The following is a 20,533-nucleotide window of genomic DNA, read 5'->3' on the forward strand; positions in this document are numbered from 1 at the left end:
TCATATTGCCACTGTGCCATAATTTTGGGCTTCGTTCAGAACCCTGCCCGGGTGGTGAAATTGGTAGACGCAGGGGACTCAAAATCCCCCACCGAAAGGTGTGCCGGTTCGATTCCGGCCCCGGGCACCACGTCGACACGGCGTATTTGGCGATAGTGTTCGCCAACATTGCTCCAACCGCGTTCCGCATCTGTTGCGCGACGTGTTCCGCAAATTGAAAACCTCCCGCAGGAGGTTTATTGATTCGCCGCTTCGACCGCCACCACGATCGCCTCTCTCTCTCTTTTACCCGGCTGCCCTTCTCTTGCCCGACTCACGCCACCGGTGCGTTGGAGCCGGCCCGGTCGTGAGCAACTGCGCTGTGCGTGTCATCGAGTCACCAGCGCGTATCAGTGGTCGCAGGTTCAACGCCTCGATTTCCGCTGGATGCCGGCCCGCGCACACGCCACCCCAGGTCCTACATCCGGGCTCGCTTGAGCAGAGCAGAACTTTGATGCTCGGCGCTGACTCGCGCATCGCGACAGTCAAGCTCGGCAAGGAGAATCGAAAATGAACCACACAAGACGTCTTCTGACCACCGGCCTCGTCCTTTCCGGCGTATTCGGCTTTATCGATGCGAGCTTCGCCAAGGCAAAGCATCACCAGCACAATGGCGCGAAATTGGTGGGCGACAAGCTCAAGAGCAACGGCCAGCACGTCGTCGACAAGAAAGGGCCGCACACGGTCTCCGTGGACATCAAAGACACAAAGATCGCTGCGTTCCACGTCAAGCATGCAAACAAGGGCGACCTGCCGGTCAAGAAATACAAGACGAACAAGAAGATGGCCCGGGCGGACGGAATGCAGTACGCCACCTTCATCCAGGTTCAAGACACGTACCTGGGAATGACATACATCGGGTACAGCTATGTCGACGACTACGGCGACGAGCAGATCTACTGGTATCCCTACGACATGATCCTGGACGGCGACACCGGCGCGGTCGAGTACATTGCCGTCTGAACCCGACGCGCAGACTGGCCACTGCCGTCCAAGCCAAGGCTGATCGCTATGGCCGCGGCGTGTGCAAGGTGATGGTGGCGCCCGGCGGTGCCGAGAGCCGATTCCGGCCCCCGGGCACCACTCCTCTCCTCTGTCTTGCCTGCCCTCACGCAGCCCCGATCATTTCGGTTGCCGTGACATGGCGCATCGCGTCCGGTACTGCTGCGGCGCGCAAGACCAGTTCTGCCGGCCGATGGCTTGCAGCCCGCGCCGTCTGCCCCGACAGCGCCTCCGACGCCCAGCCCTTCGCCTGCCATTGCCCCAGCGGCACCAGCGTGCGCAGTCCACGCGGCGCGGCCTTGCGCACGGCGCTTCCGATGTTGAATGGCGTGAGGTGCGCGACATCCGCGTGGGCGGCGGCCAGCGCAAGCGCATCGAAAGTCAGCAGCACCTGCGGCCGGCCGCGCAGAGCGGCACGATGGCGCTGCACCCTCTCGGCGTCCAGCCAGAAGAACACGCAGCCGTTGAGCAGGCCGTACCAGTCGGCCGGCGCCAGGCCGGGGTCGAGGCAGCGCGCCAGCGCCCGGGGCGGCATGGGCTGCTGGTCGCGGATGTAGCGGCCGTCGGGCAGCGTGACGCCTTCCGGCCGGTGGGCACGCACCAGGGCTTCGACCTCGGTGTCGAAGGCGCCGCGGCGCAGCAACTCGTCGGTGCTGCACAGCCCCTGCTGCTGCACCGCCGCCCAGTTGGCTGCATCGACGAAATGAAAAGCCTTGGCGGGCAGGTTCGGCACGGCTTCAGGCTGCTTCACGGAGGCCGGTGTGCACCGTCGGGTGCGCGAGCCGCACGCGCAGCTCGCGCTTGAGCCGCGTGTTGTCGAGCCGGCGCGATTCGCCCATGAAACTCAGCAATTGCAGCGGCAGCTGGCGCTGGGCTTCCTCGCGCGCCACGCGCGGGGGGCGCGGCATGCCATACAGATCGGCTGCCAGGTCGATGTAGTCGCCCATGCGCAGCTCGGTGTCGTCCGAGGCATGCACGATGCGCTGCGGCCGCCCGCGGAACAGCGCCGCCACGCAGGCCCGCGCGAGATCGTCGGCATGGATGTGGCTGGTGAACACGTCGTCCTCGCGCCGGAGCACCGGCGTGCCGCGCGCGAGCCGCTGGCGCGGCGTGCCGCCCTCGCGGTCGGGCGCATAGATGCCCGGGATGCGCAGGATGCTGGCGCGCACGCCTGCGCTGCGGCCGAGCCAGCGCACCGCGCGCTCGGCGTCCACGCGGCGGTGGGCGCGCGGTGTGTCGGGCCGCACGGGCCGCGTTTCGCTCACCCGCGCGCCGCCGCAGTCGCCATAGACGCCGCTGGTGGAGCCATAGACGAATGCAAGCGGCACGGAGCGCAGCCGCAGCGCGCGCGCCAGTGCGGTGGTGCGCTGGTCGCGCCACCAAGCGGCGCCGCCGTCGCGGGCTGGAGGCGCCAGGTGCAACACGCGGGTGGCCACGCCAGCCAGGCGGCGCAGCGTGGCCGGATCGTCCAGATTGCCCACGAGCGGACGGATGCCGGCGGCGCGCAGGGCCGGCACCCGTTCGCTCGATGAAGTGAGCGCCACCAGCTGCACGCGGCCGCGCAGGCTGCGCGCCACGCGCTGGCCGACGTCGCCGCAGCCCACGATCAGCAGGCGTTCGCGGCGAAAGCGCGCCGGCAGCGCGCCGGAAGGGCTATTGATTGAAGGCAAAATCCGTTTTCCTTTCCCTTTTCAGACCCAGGCTGAAACAAGCCGAAGAATACCGATGACTGTTGCAGCGCCGCATGACGCGGGCTTTTCCATCACCGTCGAGCCCAGCGGGCGTCATTTCGTGGTGCATGGCGACGAAACCATTCTCGCGGCCGGCATCCGGCAGGGCATTGGCCTTCCCTATGGCTGCAAGGACGGCGCCTGCGGCTCGTGCAAGTGCAGGAAGCTCTCGGGCGAGGTCGAGCTCGGTCCGCACCAGAGCAAGGCGCTGAGCGCCGAAGAGCAGCTGGCGGGCTTCGTGCTCACCTGCTGCGCCCATGCCAAGAGCGACGTGGTGCTCGAATCGCGCCAGGTCACCGAGGCCGGCGCCCTGCCGATCCGCAAGATGCCGGTGCGGGTGCTGGCGCTCACGCGGCTGTCGCACGACGTGATGAAGCTGCGCCTGCAGCTGCCGGCCGGCGAGCCGCTGCAGTTCCATGCGGGCCAGTATGTGGAGTTCATCCTGCGCGACGGCGCGCGCCGCAGCTATTCGATGGCCAATGCGCCGCACACGCTGGCCGAGCCGGGCACGGGCATCGAGCTGCACCTGCGGCATCTGCCGGGCGGCAAGTTCACCGACCACGTGTTCGGCGCCATGAAGGAAAAGGAAATCCTCCGCATCGAAGGCCCCTACGGCAGCTTCTTCCTGCGCGAGGATTCGGCCAAGCCGATGATCCTGCTGGCTTCGGGCACCGGCTTCGCACCCATCAAGGCGCTGCTCGAGCACATGAAGTTCTTGGGGCTCGACCGGCCCGCCGCGCTCTACTGGGGCGGCCGCCGCCCCGAAGACCTCTACATGGATGCCTGGGTGCGCGAACAGCAGAAGGAAATGCCGAACCTGCGCTACGTGCCGGTGGTTTCCAACGCCACGCCGGAAGACAACTGGAGCGGCCGCACGGGCTTCGTGCATCGCGCGGTGCTGGAAGACTTTGCCGACCTTTCGGGCCACCAGGTCTATGCCTGCGGCGCGCCGATCGTGGTCGACTCGGCCCGGCGCGACTACGTGGCGCTCGCGGGCCTGCCCGACGAAGAGTTCTTTGCCGATGCATTCACCACAGAAGCAGACAAGGCGCTGCCGTGATTCCTTGAGAAAAACAGAACAATGAAAACGAGACACTTCCTCCTCACCCTGCTGGCAAGCGTCACGCTGCTCGCCACCGGCCCGATTGCCGCCCAGCAGCAGCGCCCGGTCCGCCTCGTGGTGCCCTACGCCGCCGGCGGCCCCATCGACGTGACGGCCCGCATGCTGGCCGAACGCGTGAAGGACACCCTGGGCCCGGTCATCATCGACAACAAGCCCGGCGCGGGCGGCAACATCGGGGCCGACATCGTGGCCAAGGCGCCGCCGGACGGCCTCACGATCGGCATTGCAGCCACGGCCACACACGCGGTCAATCCGTGGCTCTACAGCAAGATCCCGTTCAACGCGGCGACCGACTTTGCGCCCATCACACAGATGGTGCGCGTGCCGAACGTGCTGGTGATGAACGCGGAAACGGCGCAGCGCCTGAAGATCAATACCGTGGCCGACCTGATCCGCTATGCCAAGGCCAACCCCGCCAAGCTCAACTACGGCAGCGGCGGCAACGGCAGCGCCGGGCACCTCGCGGGCGAGCTGTTCAAGAAGCAGGCCGGCATCTTCGCGCTGCACATCCCTTACAACGGTGGCAATCCGGCACAGCTGGCGCTGCTCTCGGGCCAGGTCGACTTCAACTTCGACAACCTTGCCACGGCGGCGCCGAACATCCGCTCGGGCAAGCTCAAGGCGATTGCCGTCACGACCTTGCAGCGCAGCAGCGCCATGCCCGAGCTGCCGCCGGTGGCCGACACGCTCAAGGGCTTTTCGATCGACACCTGGTGGGGCCTGGTCGCACCGGCCGGCACGCCGCACGAGGTGGTCGTGAAGCTCAACCAGGCCTTCGTTGCGGCGCTGAATGCACCGGAAACGAAGACGCGTTTCGCCACGCTGCTGGCCGAGCCAGTGGCCAGTTCGCCCGAGCAGTTCGGCGCGTTCATGAAGAGCGAGCTCTCCAAGTACGAAGCCGTCGTGAAGGCGACCGGCGCCAGGGTCGACTGACCTGCGCCGGGGCTACTCTCCTAGGTAGGCGGCACGCACGCGCGGGTCGCTCAGCAGATCCTTGGCGTCACCCGTCATCGTGATGAGCCCCGACTCCATCACGTAGCCGCGGTCGGCCAGCTGCAGCGCGCGGTTGGCGTTCTGCTCCACCAGCAGGATCGTGACGCCCTGCGCGGCCACGGTCTGGACCACCTCGAAGATCTTGTCGCACATGATCGGCGACAGGCCCATGGTGGGCTCGTCGAGCAGCAGCACCTTGGGGCGCGCCATGAGCGCGCGGCCCATGGCCAGCATCTGCTGTTCGCCGCCCGACATGGTGCCCGCGAGCTGGTCCTTGCGCTCGCGCAAGCGCGGGAAGGTCACGAACACGCGTTCCATGTCGCTCGCAATCTCGGCCTTGTCCTTGCGGATGTAGGCGCCGATCTGCAGGTTCTCGGTGATCGTCATGCGCGTGAAGACGCCGCGGCCTTCGGGCACCATCACGAGGCCCTCGCCCACCAGGTCCCACGCACCGCGGCCCTTGATGTTGCGGCCCAGGAATTCGATGGTGCCGGCACCTGCCGGCAGAGTGCCGGTGATCGCCTTCATCGTGGTGGTCTTGCCGGCGCCGTTGGAGCCGATCAGCGACACCAGTTCGCCTTCATGGACCTCGAAGTCCACGCCCTTCACCGCCTGGATGCCGCCGTAGCCGACCTTCAGTCCGCTGACCTTGAGCAGCGTCTTGCCGGTGGCGTTGGCCGCGGTCTTCGGCGGGGTTGCAGTTGCCGTTGCCGTGTTTGCTTCTTCTGTGCTCGTCATCGTCGTCGTCGCCATTTCAGTGTCCTCCGGTGCCGAGGTAGGCCTCGATCACCTTTTCGTTCTTCTGCACGTCGTACGGCGTGCCTTCGGCGATCTGCTTGCCGTAGTCGAGCACGGTGACGCGGTCGCACAGGCCCATGATGAGCTTGACGTCGTGTTCGATGATGAGAATGGTGCGGTCGTCCTTGCGGATGCGGTCGATCAGTTCGCGCAGCAGCACCTTCTCGGTCGTGTTCATGCCGGCGGCGGGCTCGTCGAGCGCAATGAGCTGCGGGTCGGTGGCCAGCGCGCGTGCAATCTCGAGCCGGCGCTGGTCGCCGTACGACAGGGTGCGCGCCTTGTAGTCGGCGAACTTGCCGATGCCCACGTAGTCGAGCAGCTCCTGCGCGCGTTCGGCAATGGCCTTTTCCTCGGCCTTGAACGAAGGGGTGCGCAGCATGGCGCCGAACACGCCCGAATGGGTGCGGATGTGGCGTCCCACCATGACGTTCTCGAGCGCCGTCATTTCGGAGAACAGGCGGATGTTCTGGAAGGTGCGCGCAATGCCGGCCTTGGCCACTTCATGCACGGCCGTGGGCTGGTAGGGCTTGCCGGCGAGCTCGAAGCTGCCGCTGTCGGGCGTGTAGAGACCGGTGATCACGTTGAAGAACGTGGTCTTGCCGGCGCCGTTGGGGCCGATCAGGCCATAGACCTGGCCGCGCTTGATGGTGATGCCGACGTCGGAAAGAGCCTGCAGGCCGCCGAAGCGCTTGGAGATTCCGCGGACGTCGAGGATGGTGTCTGTCGTCATGTTGATGGTTTCCTTCGGCTCACGGATTGATCGACATGGGACGCGAAGCGTCGCCCGGCAGTTCGTCCGCCGGCGTCTCGATGCCCGGCGCATGGGTCTGGAGCGAACCGGGCGCAACCGGTGCGCCGGGGGCGGCGGCCCCCTTGCGCTGCAATGTCTTGCCATGCTCGGGCGAGGGCCAGAGGCCGCGCGGACGCACCAGCATGATGATGATCATGGCCAGCGCGATGAAGAGCTGGCGCAGGATGGACGCGTCGAGGCGGCCGTCGGTCATGGCCTGCAGCGGGCCGGCCACGTAGCGCAGCACCTCGGGCAAGGCGGCCAGCAGCACGGCGCCGAGAATCACGCCCGGCAGATGGCCGATGCCGCCCAGCACCACCATGGCGACGATCATCACCGACTCCATGAGGCTGAACGACTCGGGCGAGACGAAGCCCTGGAAGGCCGCGAACATGGCGCCCGACACGCCGCCGAAGCTGGCGCCCATGCCGAAGGCCAGGAGCTTCATGTTGCGGGTGTTGATGCCCATGGCCTTGGCCGCGATCTCGTCTTCGCGGATGGCCATCCAGGCGCGCCCGATGCGCGACATCTGCAGGCGGTGCGAAATGATGATCGTGGCGACCACCAGCGCAAGGAACAGGTAGTAGTAGAGCGTGACCGACGAGATCGTGAAGCCGTCGAACTTCCATGCCTTGCCGAGGTCGAGCCCCCAGAACTTGATGGAGTCGATGGCGGTGATGCCCTTGGGCCCGTTGGTGATGTTGATCGGCTGGTCGAGGTTGTTCAGGAACACCCGGATGATCTCGCCGAAGCCGAGCGTCACGATGGCCAGGTAGTCGCCGCGCAGCTTGAGCGTGGGCGCGCCCAGCAGCACGCCGAGGCAGCCGGCCACCACGAGCGCCAGCGGTACCACGATGAGCAGCGAGGTGTGCAGCCCGTTCGGGAACATCGCCTTGAACCAGGGAAAGGTCTCGGTCAGGTGCGACGAGCCCATGAGCGCGAACAGGTAGGCCCCGATCGCGAAGAAGGCCACGTAGCCCAGGTCGAGCAGGCCGGCGTAGCCGACGACGATGTTCAGGCCGAGCGAGAGCATCACGTAGAGCAGCGCGATGTCGGCGATGCGCACCCAGGCGTTGCCCTGGCTCTGCAGGAAGATGGGCAGCGCGAGCACGGCGACGACGCCGAGAACATAGAGCGCGAGGTTCTTGCTGTTTTTCATGGTGTGCTGCTCTTCAGGCCCGATCCGCCACGCGCTCGCCCAGCAGGCCCGAGGGCCGCAGCGTGAGCATGACGATCAACACGATGAAAGCGAAGATGTCGCTGTAGTTGCTGCCCAGCACGCCGCCGGTCAGCGAACCGATGTAGCCGGAGCCGATGGCCTCGATCAGCCCGAGCAGGATGCCGCCGACCACCGCGCCGGCCAGGTTGCCGATGCCGCCGAACACCGCCGCGGTGAAGGCCTTGAGGCCGGGCAGGAAGCCCATCGCGTGCTGCGCGATGCCGTAGTTGGAGGCGTACATGACGCCCGCGATGGCTGCGAGCACGGCGCCGATGATGAAGGTGGCCGAAATGACCATGTCGGGCCGGATGCCCATGAGCGCCGCGACGCGCGGGTTCTCGGCGGTGGCGCGCATCGCGCGGCCGAGCTTGGTGTAGTTGACCAGCCACATCAGCACCACGAGCGAAAAGGCCGTGACGCTCAGGATCATGACCTGCGTGGGCGAGATCACCGCGCCAGCCACCTCGATGGGCGTGGTCGACAGCAGGTTGGGATAGGCCTTGTTGGTGGGCTTCCAGATGATCATGGCCAGCGTCTGCAGCAGGATCGACATGCCGATGGCCGTGATGAGCGGCGCGAGCTTGGGGCTGTTGCGAAGCGGCCGGTAGGCGACCTTCTCGATCACGAAGTTGAGCGTGGCTGCAACGATGCAGGCAATGATCAGCGCGATGATGAGGACCAGCCAGCCCGGCGTGCCGGGCATCGACTCCTTCATGAGCCCGATGATGGTCCAGCTCGTGAGCGCCCCCACCATCAGCACTTCGCCGTGCGCAAAATTGATCAGATTGATGATGCCGTACACCATGGTGTAGCCCAAGGCTATCAAGGCATACATGCTGCCGAGGACCAGACCGTTGATGATCTGCTGCAGCAATATTTCCATAACGCGTTCCCTATTTGTTGCACCGTTGCGGGGTGCCGTTCACCCACCGTGGCACCGGTTTGGCGCCTTGGCTTGATAAGCAAAAAACCAGCCAACATGTGTCGCTGGCTGATTTGTGGGCGGGATTGTAAGCACCCGCCAGCGCCGATTTGGTGCGCCTTGCCCGGGGTTTACCCGCTCAAGCCATGCTGTATGCGAGTGAAGTCATGCATGGCGTACGCGCATGGTGAAAAGGCGTATCACTCCTCGCGCTGGCTGTTCCGGCGGCGAAGCTCGCGCAGTTTTTCCGCGATGCGGATTTCGAGCCCGCGCTCGACGGGCTGGTAGAAAACCTGGCCCTCGAGACCATCGGGCAAGTAGCGCTCGCCGGCGGCAAAGCCGCCCTCCTCGTCGTGCGCATACCGATAGCCCTTGCCGTAGTCGAGGTCCTTCATGAGCTGGGTGGGCGCGTTGCGCAGGTGCATCGGCACGGGGCGCGTGCTGTCCTTCTTGATGAGCGCGCGCACGGCGTTGTAGGCGGTGTAGACCGCGTTCGACTTGGGGGCCATCGCCAGGTAGACCACGCACTCGGCCAGCGCGAGTTCGCCTTCTGGCGTGCCGAGGCGCTCGTAGACCTCGGCAGCGTCGAGCGCCAGCCGAAGCGCGCGCGGATCGGCCAAGCCGATGTCCTCGCTGGCCATGCGCACCAGCCGGCGCGCCATGTAGCGCGGATCGGCGCCACCGTCGAGCATGCGCACGAACCAGTAGAGCGAGGCGTCGGGATCGCTGCCGCGCACCGACTTGTGCAGCGCGCTGATGGTGTCGTAGAACTGCTCGCCGCCCTTGTCGTAGCGCCGCATGCGCTCGCCGAGCACGCGCAGCAGCCATTCGTCGGTGATTTCGCCGAGCTTCTCGGCGCGGGCCGCGACGGCCAGCGTCTCCAGCGTATTGAGCAGGCGCCGCGCATCGCCATCGGCATAGGCGACGAGCCGGTCGATGGCTGCATCCTCGATGGCCGGAACGGCCTGGATGGCCTGCGCCTTGGCCACGATCTGCTTGAGGTCGGCCTCGGTGAGCGGCTGCAGCACGTACACGGCCGCGCGCGAAAGCAGGGCCGAGTTGACCTCGAACGACGGGTTCTCGGTGGTCGCGCCGATGAAGGTGAACAGGCCCGATTCCACATGCGGCAGGAACGCGTCCTGCTGGCTCTTGTTGAAGCGGTGCACCTCGTCGACGAAGACAATCGTGCGCCGCTGCTCCAGGCCGTCGCGCACGGCCGTGGCGCGTTCGACCGCATCGCGGATGTCCTTCACGCCGCCGAGTACGGCGCTGATGCTGAGGAACTGCGCATCGAAGGCATCGGCCATCAGCCGCGCAATGGTCGTCTTGCCGGTGCCGGGCGGCCCCCAGAGGATGCACGAATGCGGCTGGCCCGATTCGAAGGCAATGCGCAGCGGCATGCCCGGCCCCAGCAGGTGCTGCTGGCCAATGACCTCGCCGAGCGTCTTCGGACGCAGGCGCTCGGCAAGGGGTTGATGCGAACTGGTGGCCAAACCTGCTTGTGTGATGTGATTGCGGCTATTGCTTGATGACGTCGGCGCCGGCGGGCGCCTTGAATTCGAACGCGCCGGCGCCGAGCGCCGGGTTCACTTCGACCTTGCTGAACTTGAGCACCGAGCGCTGTCCGAAGCTGTCGAGAATCTCGAGCGCCGCCAGCGCGTCGCCCTGGAAGCCGACCTGCACATTCTGCAACTGGCCGTCCTTGTTCTTGGGCGTGGCCTTGACCCACTGGAGGCCGTCGCGCTCTGGCGCGGCCTCGAGCGTGAAGTCGGCCTGCAGCGCGCGCAGGTCGGGTGCCGCGGCAATCAGCGCAGCGGGCGTGGAGCCCAGCGCCTGCGACTGGGCGCGCTGCGTGACCTGGTTCAGGTCGGCGTCGTAGAGCCACAGCGTCTTGCCGTCGGCCACGATGCTCTGGGCGAAGGGCTTCTGGTAGTCGAACTTGAATTTGCCGGGACGCTGGAACTCGAAGGTGCCGGTGGAGGTCTTGGTGCGGCCTGGCTGCCCTTCGCGCGGCGGCGCGGTGACGGTCTGGGTGAACTCGGCGCGGCCGGACTTGACCGTCTTCACGAAGGTCTCGAGGCTTTCAAGGCCGCCAGCCCAGGCGTTGGCGGAACAGAGGAGGCCGATCAACAGCCAATGGCGAATTTTCAATTGGGGTTCCTCGGGAAGCGATGGCGTTGGCATGACCATACCCCGCTGCGCGTTGCGCCATGTGCGGGGCTTCATGAAGTTTTGCAACGTTATTGCAGCTTTTGCAAAGTGGCTGTCAGTGCGTAACGCCGGGGTCCGCAGGTATTTGCCGGCTATTCGGCGCGCGCCGGCACCAGGATCTCGCGCTGGCCGCTGCCGCTCATGGCGCTGACGAGGCCGGCCTTCTCCATGTCTTCCACCAGCCGCGCCGCGCGGTTGTAGCCGATCTTCAAGTGGCGCTGCACCAGCGAGATGCTGGCCTTGCGGTTCTTGAGCACCACCTCGACCGCCTGGTCGTACATCGGGTCCTTCTCGGCGTCGCCGCCCTCGCCCAGCATGTCGCCGTCGCCATCGACCGTGCCGCCTTCGAGCACGCCCTCGATGTAGTCGGGCTCGCCCTGGCTCTTGAGGTAGGCCACCACGCGGTGCACTTCCTCGTCGCTCACGAAGGCGCCATGCACGCGGATCGGAAGGCCCGTGCCGCTGGGCATGTAGAGCATGTCGCCCATGCCGAGCAGCGCCTCGGCGCCCATCTGGTCGAGGATGGTGCGGCTGTCGATCTTGCTCGATACCTGGAACGCGATGCGCGTGGGAATGTTGGCCTTGATGAGGCCGGTGATCACGTCGACGCTGGGCCGCTGCGTGGCAAGAATCAGGTGAATACCGGCCGCGCGCGCCTTCTGCGCGAGGCGGGCGATGAGTTCTTCGATCTTCTTGCCCACCACCATCATCAGGTCGGCCAGCTCGTCGATCACGACCACGATGTGCGGCTCGCGCTTGAGCGGCTCGGGATCGTCGGGCGTGAGGCTGAAGGGGTTGTAGATGAACTCCTCGCGCGCCTTGGCTTCGTCGATCTTGGTGTTGTAGCCGGCCAGGTTGCGCACGCCCAGCTTGCTCATGAGCTTGTAGCGCCGCTCCATCTCGGCCACGCACCAGTTGAGGCCGTGCGCGGCCTGGCGCATGTCAGTGACCACGGGCGCCAGCAGATGCGGAATGCCTTCGTAGACCGACATTTCGAGCATCTTCGGGTCGATCATGAGCAGGCGAACGTCGCGTGCCTCGGCCTTGTAGAGCAGCGAAAGGATCATTGCGTTGATGCCGACCGACTTGCCCGAACCGGTGGTACCGGCCACCAGCACGTGCGGCATCTTCGCGAGGTCGGCCACCACGGGGTTGCCGATGATGTCCTTGCCCAGGCCCATCGTCAGGAACGACTTGCCTTCGTTGTAGACCTGCGAGCCGAGGATTTCGCTGAGCTTGATCGACTGGCGCTTGGCGTTCGGCAGCTCGAGCGCCATGTAGTTCTTGCCCGGAATGGTTTCGACCACGCGGATCGACACCAGCGAGAGCGAGCGCGCAAGGTCCTTGGCCAGGCCGACGATCTGCGAACCCTTGACGCCCGTGGCGGGCTCGATCTCGTAGCGCGTGATCACCGGGCCCGGGGAGGCCAGCACCACGCGCACCTCGACGCCGAAATCCTTGAGCTTTTTCTCGATCATGCGCGAGGTCATCTCGAGCGTGTCGGGCGAGACCGTTTCCTGGCGCACCTGCGCGGCGTCGAGCAGGTCGACCTGCGGCAGCTTGCTGTCTGGCAGCTCCTTGAAGAGCGGCTTCTGGCGCTCCTTGACGACGCGATCGCTCCTGGGCACCTCGGTCATCGCGGGCTCGATCTGCACCGGCGGCGAGGCTGCGCGGCGCTTCGGGCGCGGCTCGATGCGCAGTTCTTCGTCGTCGTCGGCATCCGCCAGCTCGCCGCCGGCCGCTGCGCGCGAGAACGGCAGGTCTTCGGCCTCGGCGCGCTCGCGAGCGGCCTGCTTGCCCATCGCGATGTCGGCCGCCATCTCGCGCTTTTCGCGGCGCGACTCGAACAGCGAATAGGCCCGCGCGCCAATGCGCTCGGCGATCTGGCTCCAGGAGAAACGGAACACCAGCGCCGAACCGATCACGCCGGCGGCAATGGCCACCAGTGCCGATCCGGTAAAGCCCATCCAGCGCACGCTGGCCGGACCCACCAGGTAGCCCAGCGCGCCGCCGCCCGAACCCGGCAGATGGAATTCGAGCCGGTACAGGCGCGACCACTCGAGCACGGTGCTCGCGCACAGCAGCAGCACAAGGCCGAACCAGAAAGCCATGCGGCTGCGATTGAAGCGTCCGCGCACCGGTTGCTCGGCCGGCGCAGCCTCGCCGCCGCGCAGCCAGTTGGCCAGTGACGAGAGCCATGCCCGCAGGCCCGCCGCGAGGCACCACCACACCGAATAGCCCGCCAGAAAATAGCTGCCGTCGGCCAGCCAGGCGCCGATGCGGCCGCCCCAGTTCTTGATGTCGCCGCCGGTGCCGGAAGTCGACCAGGCCGCATCGGAGGGCGTGAAGCTCAGCATGGCGAGCAGCCAGAACAGGAGCCCCGCAAAGCCTGCGATCAGCGTGATCTCATGGGCGAAGCGCATGGCACGCATGCGCACCGGTTGCCCCTCGGCCGCTGAAGAAGATTGAAGTGTATTGAGCGAATAGGTCATGAAAAACGCGGCACCCAATCCTTCGAAACGGCGGCTGGGCGCCTGAACACTACAACAAAAGGACGCGGCTGCCAGAAGCGCCGGGCCCGGCGGCTCACGTCAGGGAGAGAAGCCGGTCCTTGACGATCATGGAGCCGTCGTCCTGGGTCTGGACAAATCCGCGCTCCGCGAGATCCTTCATCACGCGGCTCACCATTTCGCGCGAGGCGCCCACCATTTTCGCAAGATCCTGGCGCGAGATCTTGTCGCGCACCTTCAGGTTGCCCGCTCCGTCGTCGATGGCGAACTCGAGCAGCGAGCGCGCCACGCGTCCATAGACGTCCATCAGCGCCAGCGACTCGATCTTGCGGTCGGCATGGCGCAGGCGCTGCACGAGGCCGCGCATGATGTTGTAGGCCATCGAGGAGTTCTCCGGCAGGCAGCGTGCGAACGCATCCCGGCCCAGCACGAGAACGTCGCACTGGATCTCGGTGCGCACGGTGGCCGAATGCGGCTCGTCGTCGATCAGGCTCATCTCGCCGATGTAGTCGCCGGGGTGCAGCGTCGCAAGGATCACTTCGCGTCCACGGCTGTCGGCGCTCGTCACGCGCGCGCGCCCGGTCAGGATGATATAGAGCGCGTCTGATTTCTTGCCCTGCTCGACAATGACTTCGGCTCGCTTGAAGCGCTTCTTGATGATCGCATCCGCGATGCTTGCGGACTGCGAAGACGTGAGCGAGGCAAACAGCGGAACGCGCCGCAGCAGCTCAAGATTGGACAGCATCGACATTCATCAATCCCTGATACTGCGCGCGCAAGCTCGTCCATCATCGGCCCGATGGATTACTACAATCGCGCGCATTGAAAACACCGTGCACCCGGTGTTGAACCGAGCGGTGATACTCCACATATATCGCTACCACCCTGAAAATGTACACGCTGAAGCAGCGCAAATCCTAGGTTTTCCATTCATGTCCGCTCCCCAACACGCCAAGGTCTTGATTCTGGGCTCCGGCCCGGCCGGCTATACCGCCGCCGTTTATGCAGCACGCGCAAACCTCCAGCCCTTGCTTATCACAGGCATTGCCCAGGGCGGGCAATTGATGACGACCACCGAGGTCGACAACTGGCCCGCGGACGTGCACGGCGTGCAAGGCCCCGACCTGATGCAGCGCTTTCTCGAGCACGCGGAGCGCTTCAAGACGCAGATCGTCTTCGACCACATCAACAAGGTCGACCTCGGCAAGCGTCCGTTCACGCTGACCGGCGACAGCGGCACCTACACCTGCGATTCGCTGATCATTGCCACGGGCGCCTCCGCCAAGTACCTGGGACTCGACTCCGAGCAGAAGTTCATGGGCCGCGGCGTCTCGGCCTGCGCAACCTGCGACGGCTTCTTCTATCGCGAGCAGGAAGTGTGCGTGATCGGCGGCGGCAACACCGCCGTGGAGGAAGCCCTGTACCTCGCCAACATCGCGAACAAGGTCACGCTGGTCCATCGCCGGGACAAGTTCCGCGCCGAGCCCATCCTGATCGACAAGCTCAACGAGAAGGTCGCCGAAGGCAAGATCGTCCTCAAGCTGCACAACGAACTCGACCAGGTGCTGGGCGACGACACGGGCGTGACGGGCATCCGGATCAAGAACGCGCAGACCGGCGCCACCGAGCAGATCGACCTCAAGGGCTGCTTCATCGCCATCGGACACCACCCCAACACCGACATCTTCCAGGGCCAGCTGGAGATGAAGGACAACTACATCCTGACCCGCTCGGGCCTGCAGGGCTTTGCCACGATGACCAGCATTCCGGGCGTCTTTGCCGCCGGCGACGTGCAGGACAACGTGTACCGCCAGGCCATCACGAGCGCGGGCACCGGCTGCATGGCCGCACTCGATGCCCAGCGCTTCCTGGAGCAGGACGGCACCCTGTAGCCAAGGCAGGCCCCAAAAGGGCTATAATCCAAGGCTTTGCCGAAACTGGGCTCTTTTCAGGAGCTTCGGCAAAGCCGGGGTACCGCCACCCGTTTCTGGCGAGGTCAAGCTGCAAAACACCGTGCAATCGGCCAAGACTGGCCACGATTGCGCCGGTGCCAGCTGTTCAAGAAAGAGTGTCCTCATGGCACGCGTATGCGACGTAACGGGCAAAGGCCCGATGGTCGGAAACAACGTTTCCCACGCCAACAACAAAACCAAGCGCCGGTTCCTGCCGAACCTGCAATACCGCCGTTTCTGGGTCGAGACTGAAAACCGCTGGGTTCGCCTGCGTGTTTCGAGCGCCGCACTGCGCCTGATCGACAAGAACGGCATCGACGCCGTGCTCGCAGACCTGCGCGCACGCGGCCAAGCTTAAGGAGCTGAATCATGGCAACGAGCAAAGGCGGACGCGAAAAGATCAAGCTGGAATCCACCGCGGGTACCGGCCACTTCTACACGACCAGCAAGAACAAGAAGACGATGCCTGAAAAGATGTCGATCATGAAGTTCGACCCCAAGGCGCGCAAGCACGTCGAATACAAGGAAATCAAGCTGAAGTAATTCGGCCCGGTTTCCCCCACAAGAACCCGCTGCTCACCCAGCGGGTTTTTTGTTGCCTGTCGAACGGCAACACCCCTCCGGCCAAGCGGAGCGGCTATACGGCAGGCACAAAAAAGCCGACCCTGAGGTCGGCTTTTTTGATGGAGCGGGAACGCTCGCCTGCTCAGGCGCGTGCGGCGCGCAGGCGGGTCGAGAACTCGCGCAGGCCGGCAATGCCGCTGGCTTCCGCACGATGGCACCAGGCTGCCAGATCGGCCGCCAGCTGCTCGCGCGACTGCGAGGTGTTGAGCCAGAGTTGGCGCAACTCTTCGCGCATGGTGACCATCTTGTCGATCACCGGGTGGGCAGCGCGCGCCTGCACCAGATGCGTGCGGGCCGACGGCGGCACCTTGTCGTCATCGCGATGCAGCCAGTTCTTGGCAGCCTTGAGCACCGAGATGTCGCCGCCCTTGGTCTTGAGTGCAGCCAGTTCCGCCTTGGTGACACGGCGCATTTCGCGGGCATAGCCGGCCATCACTTCATAGCGGTTGGCAATGACGGCCTCGAGCGTCTTCTCGTTGGCCACGGGCTGGATGTCGCCCATCTGCATCTTCGGCGGCACCTTCTTGACCTTGGCCCAGCCGATCTTCTGCATCATCTGGATGTAGACCCAGCCGATGTCGAATTCGTACTTCTTGACCGAGAACTTGGCCGAGGTGGGGTACGTGTGGTGGTTGTTGTGCAGCTCTTCGCCGCCGATGATCAGGCCCCAGGGCGAAACATTGCGGCTGGCGTCCGGTGCCTCGAAGTTGCGGTAGCCCCAGTAGTGGCCGATGCCATTGATGATGCCGGCGGCCGTGATCGGGATCCACAGCATCTGGACGGCCCAGACCGACAGGCCCAGCGCGCCGAACAGCGCGAGGTTGATGACCAGCATGAGGCCCACGCCTTGCCAGCTGTAGCGCGTGTACAGGTTGCGCTCGAGCCAGTCGTCGGGCGTGCCGTGGCCGTAGCGTTCCATCGTTTCCTTGTTCTTCGACTCGGCGCGATACAGCTCGGCGCCGCGCCACAGGACTTCGTCGATGCCCTTGACCTGCGGGCTGTGCGGGTCTTCTTCGGTTTCGCACTTGGCGTGGTGCTTGCGGTGGATGGCCACCCATTCCTTGGTCACCATGCCGGTGCCGAGCCACAGCCAGAAACGGAAGAAATGCGAAGGGATCGGACCCAGATCCATGGCCCGGTGCGTCTGCGTGCGGTGCAGGAAGATCGTGACCGCGGCGATCGTGATGTGCGTGGTGACGAGCGTGTACAACACGACTTGCCACCATGTGAGGTCCCACAAGCCGTGTCCGAGCCAGTCGATGGCCGCGCTCAAAACGGCAGAGTCAGGAATCAACATTGAATTAAGTGCTCCATGGCCGCACGAAGGTGCAGCCTTTCAGTTAACCCGCGATTTTAAGGCGGCAGGGACTAAATGAGGTCTTTTACCCTTCCTTAAAGGCGCAGATTTACCCTAATTTGGAGTGCCGTGCCTAGTTGCGGTTCCACACCGCTGCAAAGAAGCCATCGGTGGCGTGGCGGTGAGGCCACAGCCGCAAATAGCGGCGGCCGTCCGCACCGCCGGCGCAGAGTGCCTCGAAACCCTCCACCTTGAGGCCCTGCAGCAGGTCCGCGGCGTCCTGGGGCACGAAATCGGGATTGGCGGCACTGAAAGCCTCGGCAATGGCCTCGTTTTCCTCGGGCAGCACGCTGCAGGTGGCATAAACCAGCCGGCCACCCGATTTCAGCAGGCGTGCCGCGCTTTGCAGGATGGCGGCCTGCTTGACCGTCAGTTCCTCGACCGATTTGGGCGACTGGCGCCATTTCAGGTCCGGATTGCGGCGCAGCGTGCCCAGGCCCGAGCACGGAGCGTCCACCAGCACGCGGTCGATCTTGCCGGCCAGCCGCTTGATGCGCTCGTCCCTCTCATGTGCAATGGCCGCCGGATGAACGTTCGACAGCGTGCTGCGCGCGAGCCGCGGCTTGAGCGCATCGAGCCGGTGGGCCGAAGTATCGAAGGCGTAGAGCCGGCCGGTGTTGCGCATGGTCGCGCCGATGGCCAGCGTCTTGCCGCCGGCGCCGGCGCAGAAATCGACCACCATTTCGCCCCGCTTGGCGTCCAGCAGCAGCGCCAGCAATTGGGAACCCTCGTCCTGCACCTCGACGGCGCCGCGGGCGAAGGCGTCCAGCTTGTTCAAGGCGGGCTTGCCATCGATGCGCAAGCCCCAGGGCGAAAACGGGGTTGCTTCCGATTTGATAGCAGCCTTCGCAAGCTCCGCCTTCACATCCGCCCGCTTGTCGGTGAGGACGTTGACGCGAAGGTCGAGCGGCGCGGACTGCTGCAGGCTTTCGACCAGGGGCCAGAAACCGTCGCCCAGCTGGGCCTTGAGCGGCCCGACCAGCCATTCGGGCAGGTTGTGGCGATGGCGTTCGAGCAGATCGTCGGGCTTGACGGCGTCGCAGTTGTCGAGCCAGCGCTTTTCGGTGTCGTTGAGGGCGCTCTTCAGAAAGTCTCGCGGGCCATGAAAGCCCAGGATCGCCATGCGGCGCTCCTTCGAACCGCTGCCCGAGGGCGAGAGGTGGTCGAACAGGAGCTTCTTGCGCAGCACGGTGTAGACGGTCTCGGCGAGCGTGGCACGCTCGCGCGGACCGAACTCGCGGTGGTCGCGAAAAAAACGCGAAACGACCTGGTCGGCCGGGTGATCGAATTTCAGGACAAGGCCGACCAGATCGGCGGTGGCCTCCAACAGGGCTTTGGGGTGCATGCCCCGATTGTCTCAGCCGGGCGGCCCCCTACGCCGTGCGCGCCCAGATCGCCCCGAAAGCGTGCCGCTCGATCTCGGCCAAGGTCGGCGAATGGCCGGCCCAGAGAACCAGCGCGGCGCCCGGCAGGCTCAGCGTCTGTTCGAGGTGGCGGCAGAGCTGCCAGCGGTCGCCGTCGTCCAGTCCCGGCAGTTCGACAAACACGATGTAGGCCCGGCGCCACGGAAATTCGCGCAGGATCTTGCGCGCCAGCCAGGCCTGCGAAATCGGAAGACAGCGCGCCAGGTCGGCCCGCAGTTCGCCCAGTTCATGCTCGTTCAGGTCATGCCGGGCGATCTGGCTGAAGAATGGCGTTTCGGTGATCTCTTCCCAGGCACGGGCCTCGGCTTCCTCGGCCTCCTTGAGGCGGCCGCGCCACAGCTTGAGCGCCTCCTCGTCGTGCGTTCCCGCATCGGGGTCTTCCAGTGTGCCCACGGCGCTTTTCGCGGCCCACCAGCGGCTGGCCGCGCCGGACCCGTACAGACGTTCGAGCACGGCCAGGCGCGCCGCGCGATCGCGCAGGGGCAGCATCTGGGCCAGTCCGCGCAGCGCGCCGGAGTGCTCGGGCGCGATCTGGAGTGCGCGCTCATAGCGGGCACGCACCGGCGCGGCCGGATCGAGCCGGCGTTCGGAATCGGCCCACTCCACCAGCTCGTCGGGCGTGTTGTGCTCGCCGCGCGCCGCGAGCAGATCGACGCGCTCGCGAAGGCGCGAGCGATGCGCGTGGTGCTGCTTCCAATCGCTGGCATGGGCGCGGCGCCATTGGGTGTCGAAATGCTCGATCCACTTGGCGCTGTCGGCCAGCATGCCCAGCGCGGGTTCGGTCGACCAGGGCGGCACCACGGCTTTCTGGCCGAGCGCTTCGAGCCGGTCGCGCAGCACCGGATGGGTGTCTTCCAGGTCACTGACGCGCCGCATGGCTTCGCGCAGGGCCTGGCGCGCGAATTCCGCGTCCGGCGGTGTGGCGGCACGCTCCCTCAGGGCCTGGAAGGGACCGGGCGGCTGGGGCTCCCGTTCGGCGCGCGCCCAGTGCGAGGCCCAGAACTCGTCGGCATACCAGCAGGCCTTGATGGCTATTTCCGTCAGGGCGGCCGCGGCAACGGGCGTGCCCAGCAGGCGGCCGGAGATGCGGTCGGCCTCGTATTCGTCCTGCCGCGCGAGCGCGAAGGTGCGGGCCGCAAAGCGCGGAAAGTACCAGCGGAAAAAAGCCTGCGACACCAGCGCCATCACGCCTTCGTCGCGCTGCAGGCTGGCGTCCAGCTTCAGCCACGAGAGCCGCGTGCGGTAGATCCAGGCGCTGAGCTTGCCGTGGTTGCCGCGCAGATGCCCATATTCATGCGCGAGCACCGAAAGCAGCCGCCGCCGGTCCAGCATCATCAGCAGCGGCAGCCCGATGCTGAGCGAATTGACCGCCCCACCGAACAACCCGAAGCGCGGCACCTGCCGGATGCTGGCATTGAACTCGTCGTCGAGATAGACGCGGTGGACCGGCGGCCCCTTGATCTTCTTGCGAATACGCTCGAGCGCCTCGAACAGCGCCGGCGCATCGGCGCGCGAAAGTTCGCGCCCTTCGGGTTCGTCGAAGCGCACCCAGAGCGCGCGCAGCGTGGCCCAGAGCAGCCCCAGGGCGAACAGCAGCAGCCAGCCGCGCGTGAAGCTGAAGCGCCCGCGTCCGGCCGCCAGCGCGACCCAGGCGATGATGCCGACGGAAAGCGCGAGGCAGGCCAGCACCCAGAGGTAGCCGAGCGCGGCAAAGGCGGCGACGCCGCGCCGGTAGCGCGCGCCGTCCTCCGCGCTGGCATGCTCGCTCAGCCTGACGAGATGAACAAAATCAGCGCGATCCATCCGACTTTCCTCCACCAACCTCACATTGAAAGGCCA

The 20,533-nt window shown here is 65.7% G+C and carries 19 protein-coding genes and 1 tRNA gene; 7 read left to right on the top strand and 13 right to left on the bottom strand.

Translation table 11 applies throughout. The annotated features are described in order from the left end of the window. The first annotated feature begins 45 nt into the window (after positions 1-45). Together QFZ47_RS06685 and QFZ47_RS06690 are read left to right on the top strand one after the other, a co-directional pair. Positions 46-130: transfer RNA gene (locus QFZ47_RS06685), tRNA-Leu, on the top strand. Between the two features lie 419 nt (positions 131-549). Further along, a complete protein-coding gene (locus QFZ47_RS06690) occupies positions 550-1,002 on the top strand; it encodes a hypothetical protein (RefSeq protein ID WP_307654900.1) in 453 nt (150 codons plus the stop codon). A gap of 145 nt (positions 1,003-1,147) precedes the next feature. Here the strand turns inward: QFZ47_RS06690 and QFZ47_RS06695 are convergent, their stop codons facing one another. Together QFZ47_RS06695 and QFZ47_RS06700 are read right to left on the bottom strand one after the other, a co-directional pair. After that, positions 1,148-1,774 (bottom strand): DUF7002 family protein, encoded by a 627-nt coding sequence (locus tag QFZ47_RS06695; RefSeq protein ID WP_307654901.1) that lies wholly within the window; start codon positions 1,772-1,774, stop codon positions 1,148-1,150. A gap of 4 nt (positions 1,775-1,778) precedes the next feature. Then, positions 1,779-2,711 carry an SDR family oxidoreductase gene (locus QFZ47_RS06700; RefSeq protein ID WP_307654902.1) on the bottom strand — a complete coding sequence of 311 codons (933 nt, stop codon included), beginning with the start codon at positions 2,709-2,711 and terminating at the stop codon, positions 1,779-1,781. A 55-nt stretch (positions 2,712-2,766) separates the two neighbouring features. On the opposite strand from QFZ47_RS06700, the gene QFZ47_RS06705 reads away from it, so the two are divergent. Both QFZ47_RS06705 and QFZ47_RS06710 read left to right on the top strand, forming a co-directional pair. Further along, on the top strand, positions 2,767-3,831 hold the full coding sequence (locus QFZ47_RS06705; RefSeq protein ID WP_307654903.1) for a CDP-6-deoxy-delta-3,4-glucoseen reductase: 1,065 nt from the start codon (positions 2,767-2,769) through the stop codon (positions 3,829-3,831). A 21-nt stretch (positions 3,832-3,852) separates the two neighbouring features. Beyond that, complete coding sequence (locus tag QFZ47_RS06710) at positions 3,853-4,827, top strand: Bug family tripartite tricarboxylate transporter substrate binding protein (RefSeq protein WP_307654904.1); 975 nt, start codon at positions 3,853-3,855, stop codon at positions 4,825-4,827. A gap of 12 nt (positions 4,828-4,839) precedes the next feature. Here the strand turns inward: QFZ47_RS06710 and QFZ47_RS06715 are convergent, their stop codons facing one another. The 8 genes from QFZ47_RS06715 to QFZ47_RS06750 form a co-directional block, all read right to left on the bottom strand. Continuing rightward, the gene (locus QFZ47_RS06715; RefSeq protein WP_307654905.1) at positions 4,840-5,640 is read right to left on the bottom strand and encodes an ABC transporter ATP-binding protein; all 801 of its coding nucleotides are present in this window, start codon (positions 5,638-5,640) and stop codon (positions 4,840-4,842) included. 1 nt (position 5,641) lies between these two features. Next, on the bottom strand, positions 5,642-6,415 hold the full coding sequence (locus QFZ47_RS06720) for an ABC transporter ATP-binding protein (RefSeq protein ID WP_093024347.1): 774 nt from the start codon (positions 6,413-6,415) through the stop codon (positions 5,642-5,644). 19 nt (positions 6,416-6,434) lie between these two features. Then, positions 6,435-7,634, bottom strand: coding sequence for an ABC transporter permease subunit (locus QFZ47_RS06725; protein ID WP_307654906.1), 1,200 nt, complete (start codon positions 7,632-7,634; stop codon positions 6,435-6,437). Between the two features lie 13 nt (positions 7,635-7,647). Then, positions 7,648-8,577: a branched-chain amino acid ABC transporter permease gene (locus tag QFZ47_RS06730; RefSeq protein ID WP_307654907.1), complete on the bottom strand. Its 930-nt coding sequence runs from the start codon at positions 8,575-8,577 to the stop codon at positions 7,648-7,650. A 239-nt stretch (positions 8,578-8,816) separates the two neighbouring features. Beyond that, positions 8,817-10,109, bottom strand: coding sequence for a replication-associated recombination protein A (locus QFZ47_RS06735; RefSeq protein ID WP_307654908.1), 1,293 nt, complete (start codon positions 10,107-10,109; stop codon positions 8,817-8,819). Between the two features lie 25 nt (positions 10,110-10,134). Then, the gene (lolA, locus tag QFZ47_RS06740; protein ID WP_307654909.1) at positions 10,135-10,767 is read right to left on the bottom strand and encodes an outer membrane lipoprotein periplasmic chaperone LolA; all 633 of its coding nucleotides are present in this window, start codon (positions 10,765-10,767) and stop codon (positions 10,135-10,137) included. A 152-nt stretch (positions 10,768-10,919) separates the two neighbouring features. After that, positions 10,920-13,319 (bottom strand): DNA translocase FtsK, encoded by a 2,400-nt coding sequence (locus tag QFZ47_RS06745; RefSeq protein ID WP_307654910.1) that lies wholly within the window; start codon positions 13,317-13,319, stop codon positions 10,920-10,922. Between the two features lie 94 nt (positions 13,320-13,413). Continuing rightward, positions 13,414-14,088: a Crp/Fnr family transcriptional regulator gene (locus QFZ47_RS06750; protein WP_307654911.1), complete on the bottom strand. Its 675-nt coding sequence runs from the start codon at positions 14,086-14,088 to the stop codon at positions 13,414-13,416. 181 nt (positions 14,089-14,269) lie between these two features. On the opposite strand from QFZ47_RS06750, the gene trxB reads away from it, so the two are divergent. The 3 genes from trxB (at position 14,270) to rpmG (ending at position 15,832) form a co-directional block, all read left to right on the top strand. Next, positions 14,270-15,229 carry a thioredoxin-disulfide reductase gene (gene trxB, locus QFZ47_RS06755; RefSeq protein ID WP_215246050.1) on the top strand — a complete coding sequence of 320 codons (960 nt, stop codon included), beginning with the start codon at positions 14,270-14,272 and terminating at the stop codon, positions 15,227-15,229. A 184-nt stretch (positions 15,230-15,413) separates the two neighbouring features. Then, complete coding sequence (rpmB, locus tag QFZ47_RS06760) at positions 15,414-15,647, top strand: 50S ribosomal protein L28 (RefSeq protein WP_007830293.1); 234 nt, start codon at positions 15,414-15,416, stop codon at positions 15,645-15,647. An 11-nt stretch (positions 15,648-15,658) separates the two neighbouring features. After that, positions 15,659-15,832 carry a 50S ribosomal protein L33 gene (gene rpmG, locus QFZ47_RS06765; RefSeq protein WP_007830291.1) on the top strand — a complete coding sequence of 58 codons (174 nt, stop codon included), beginning with the start codon at positions 15,659-15,661 and terminating at the stop codon, positions 15,830-15,832. Positions 15,833-15,995: 163 nt separating this feature from the next. On the opposite strand, the gene QFZ47_RS06770 is transcribed toward rpmG, so the two are convergent. The 3 genes from QFZ47_RS06770 to QFZ47_RS06780 all read right to left on the bottom strand — a co-directional run bounded on the left by QFZ47_RS06770 (position 15,996) and on the right by QFZ47_RS06780 (position 20,497). Then, positions 15,996-17,210: a DesA family fatty acid desaturase gene (locus QFZ47_RS06770; RefSeq protein WP_307654912.1), complete on the bottom strand. Its 1,215-nt coding sequence runs from the start codon at positions 17,208-17,210 to the stop codon at positions 15,996-15,998. A 133-nt stretch (positions 17,211-17,343) separates the two neighbouring features. Continuing rightward, the gene (locus QFZ47_RS06775) at positions 17,344-18,615 is read right to left on the bottom strand and encodes an RsmB/NOP family class I SAM-dependent RNA methyltransferase (protein ID WP_307654913.1); all 1,272 of its coding nucleotides are present in this window, start codon (positions 18,613-18,615) and stop codon (positions 17,344-17,346) included. A gap of 28 nt (positions 18,616-18,643) precedes the next feature. After that, on the bottom strand, positions 18,644-20,497 hold the full coding sequence (locus tag QFZ47_RS06780) for a M48 family metalloprotease (protein ID WP_307654914.1): 1,854 nt from the start codon (positions 20,495-20,497) through the stop codon (positions 18,644-18,646). Positions 20,498-20,533 lie beyond the last annotated feature (36 nt).

The sequence above is a fragment of the Variovorax paradoxus genome (assembly GCF_030815975.1).
Taxonomy (GTDB): domain Bacteria; phylum Pseudomonadota; class Gammaproteobacteria; order Burkholderiales; family Burkholderiaceae_C; genus Variovorax; species Variovorax paradoxus_N.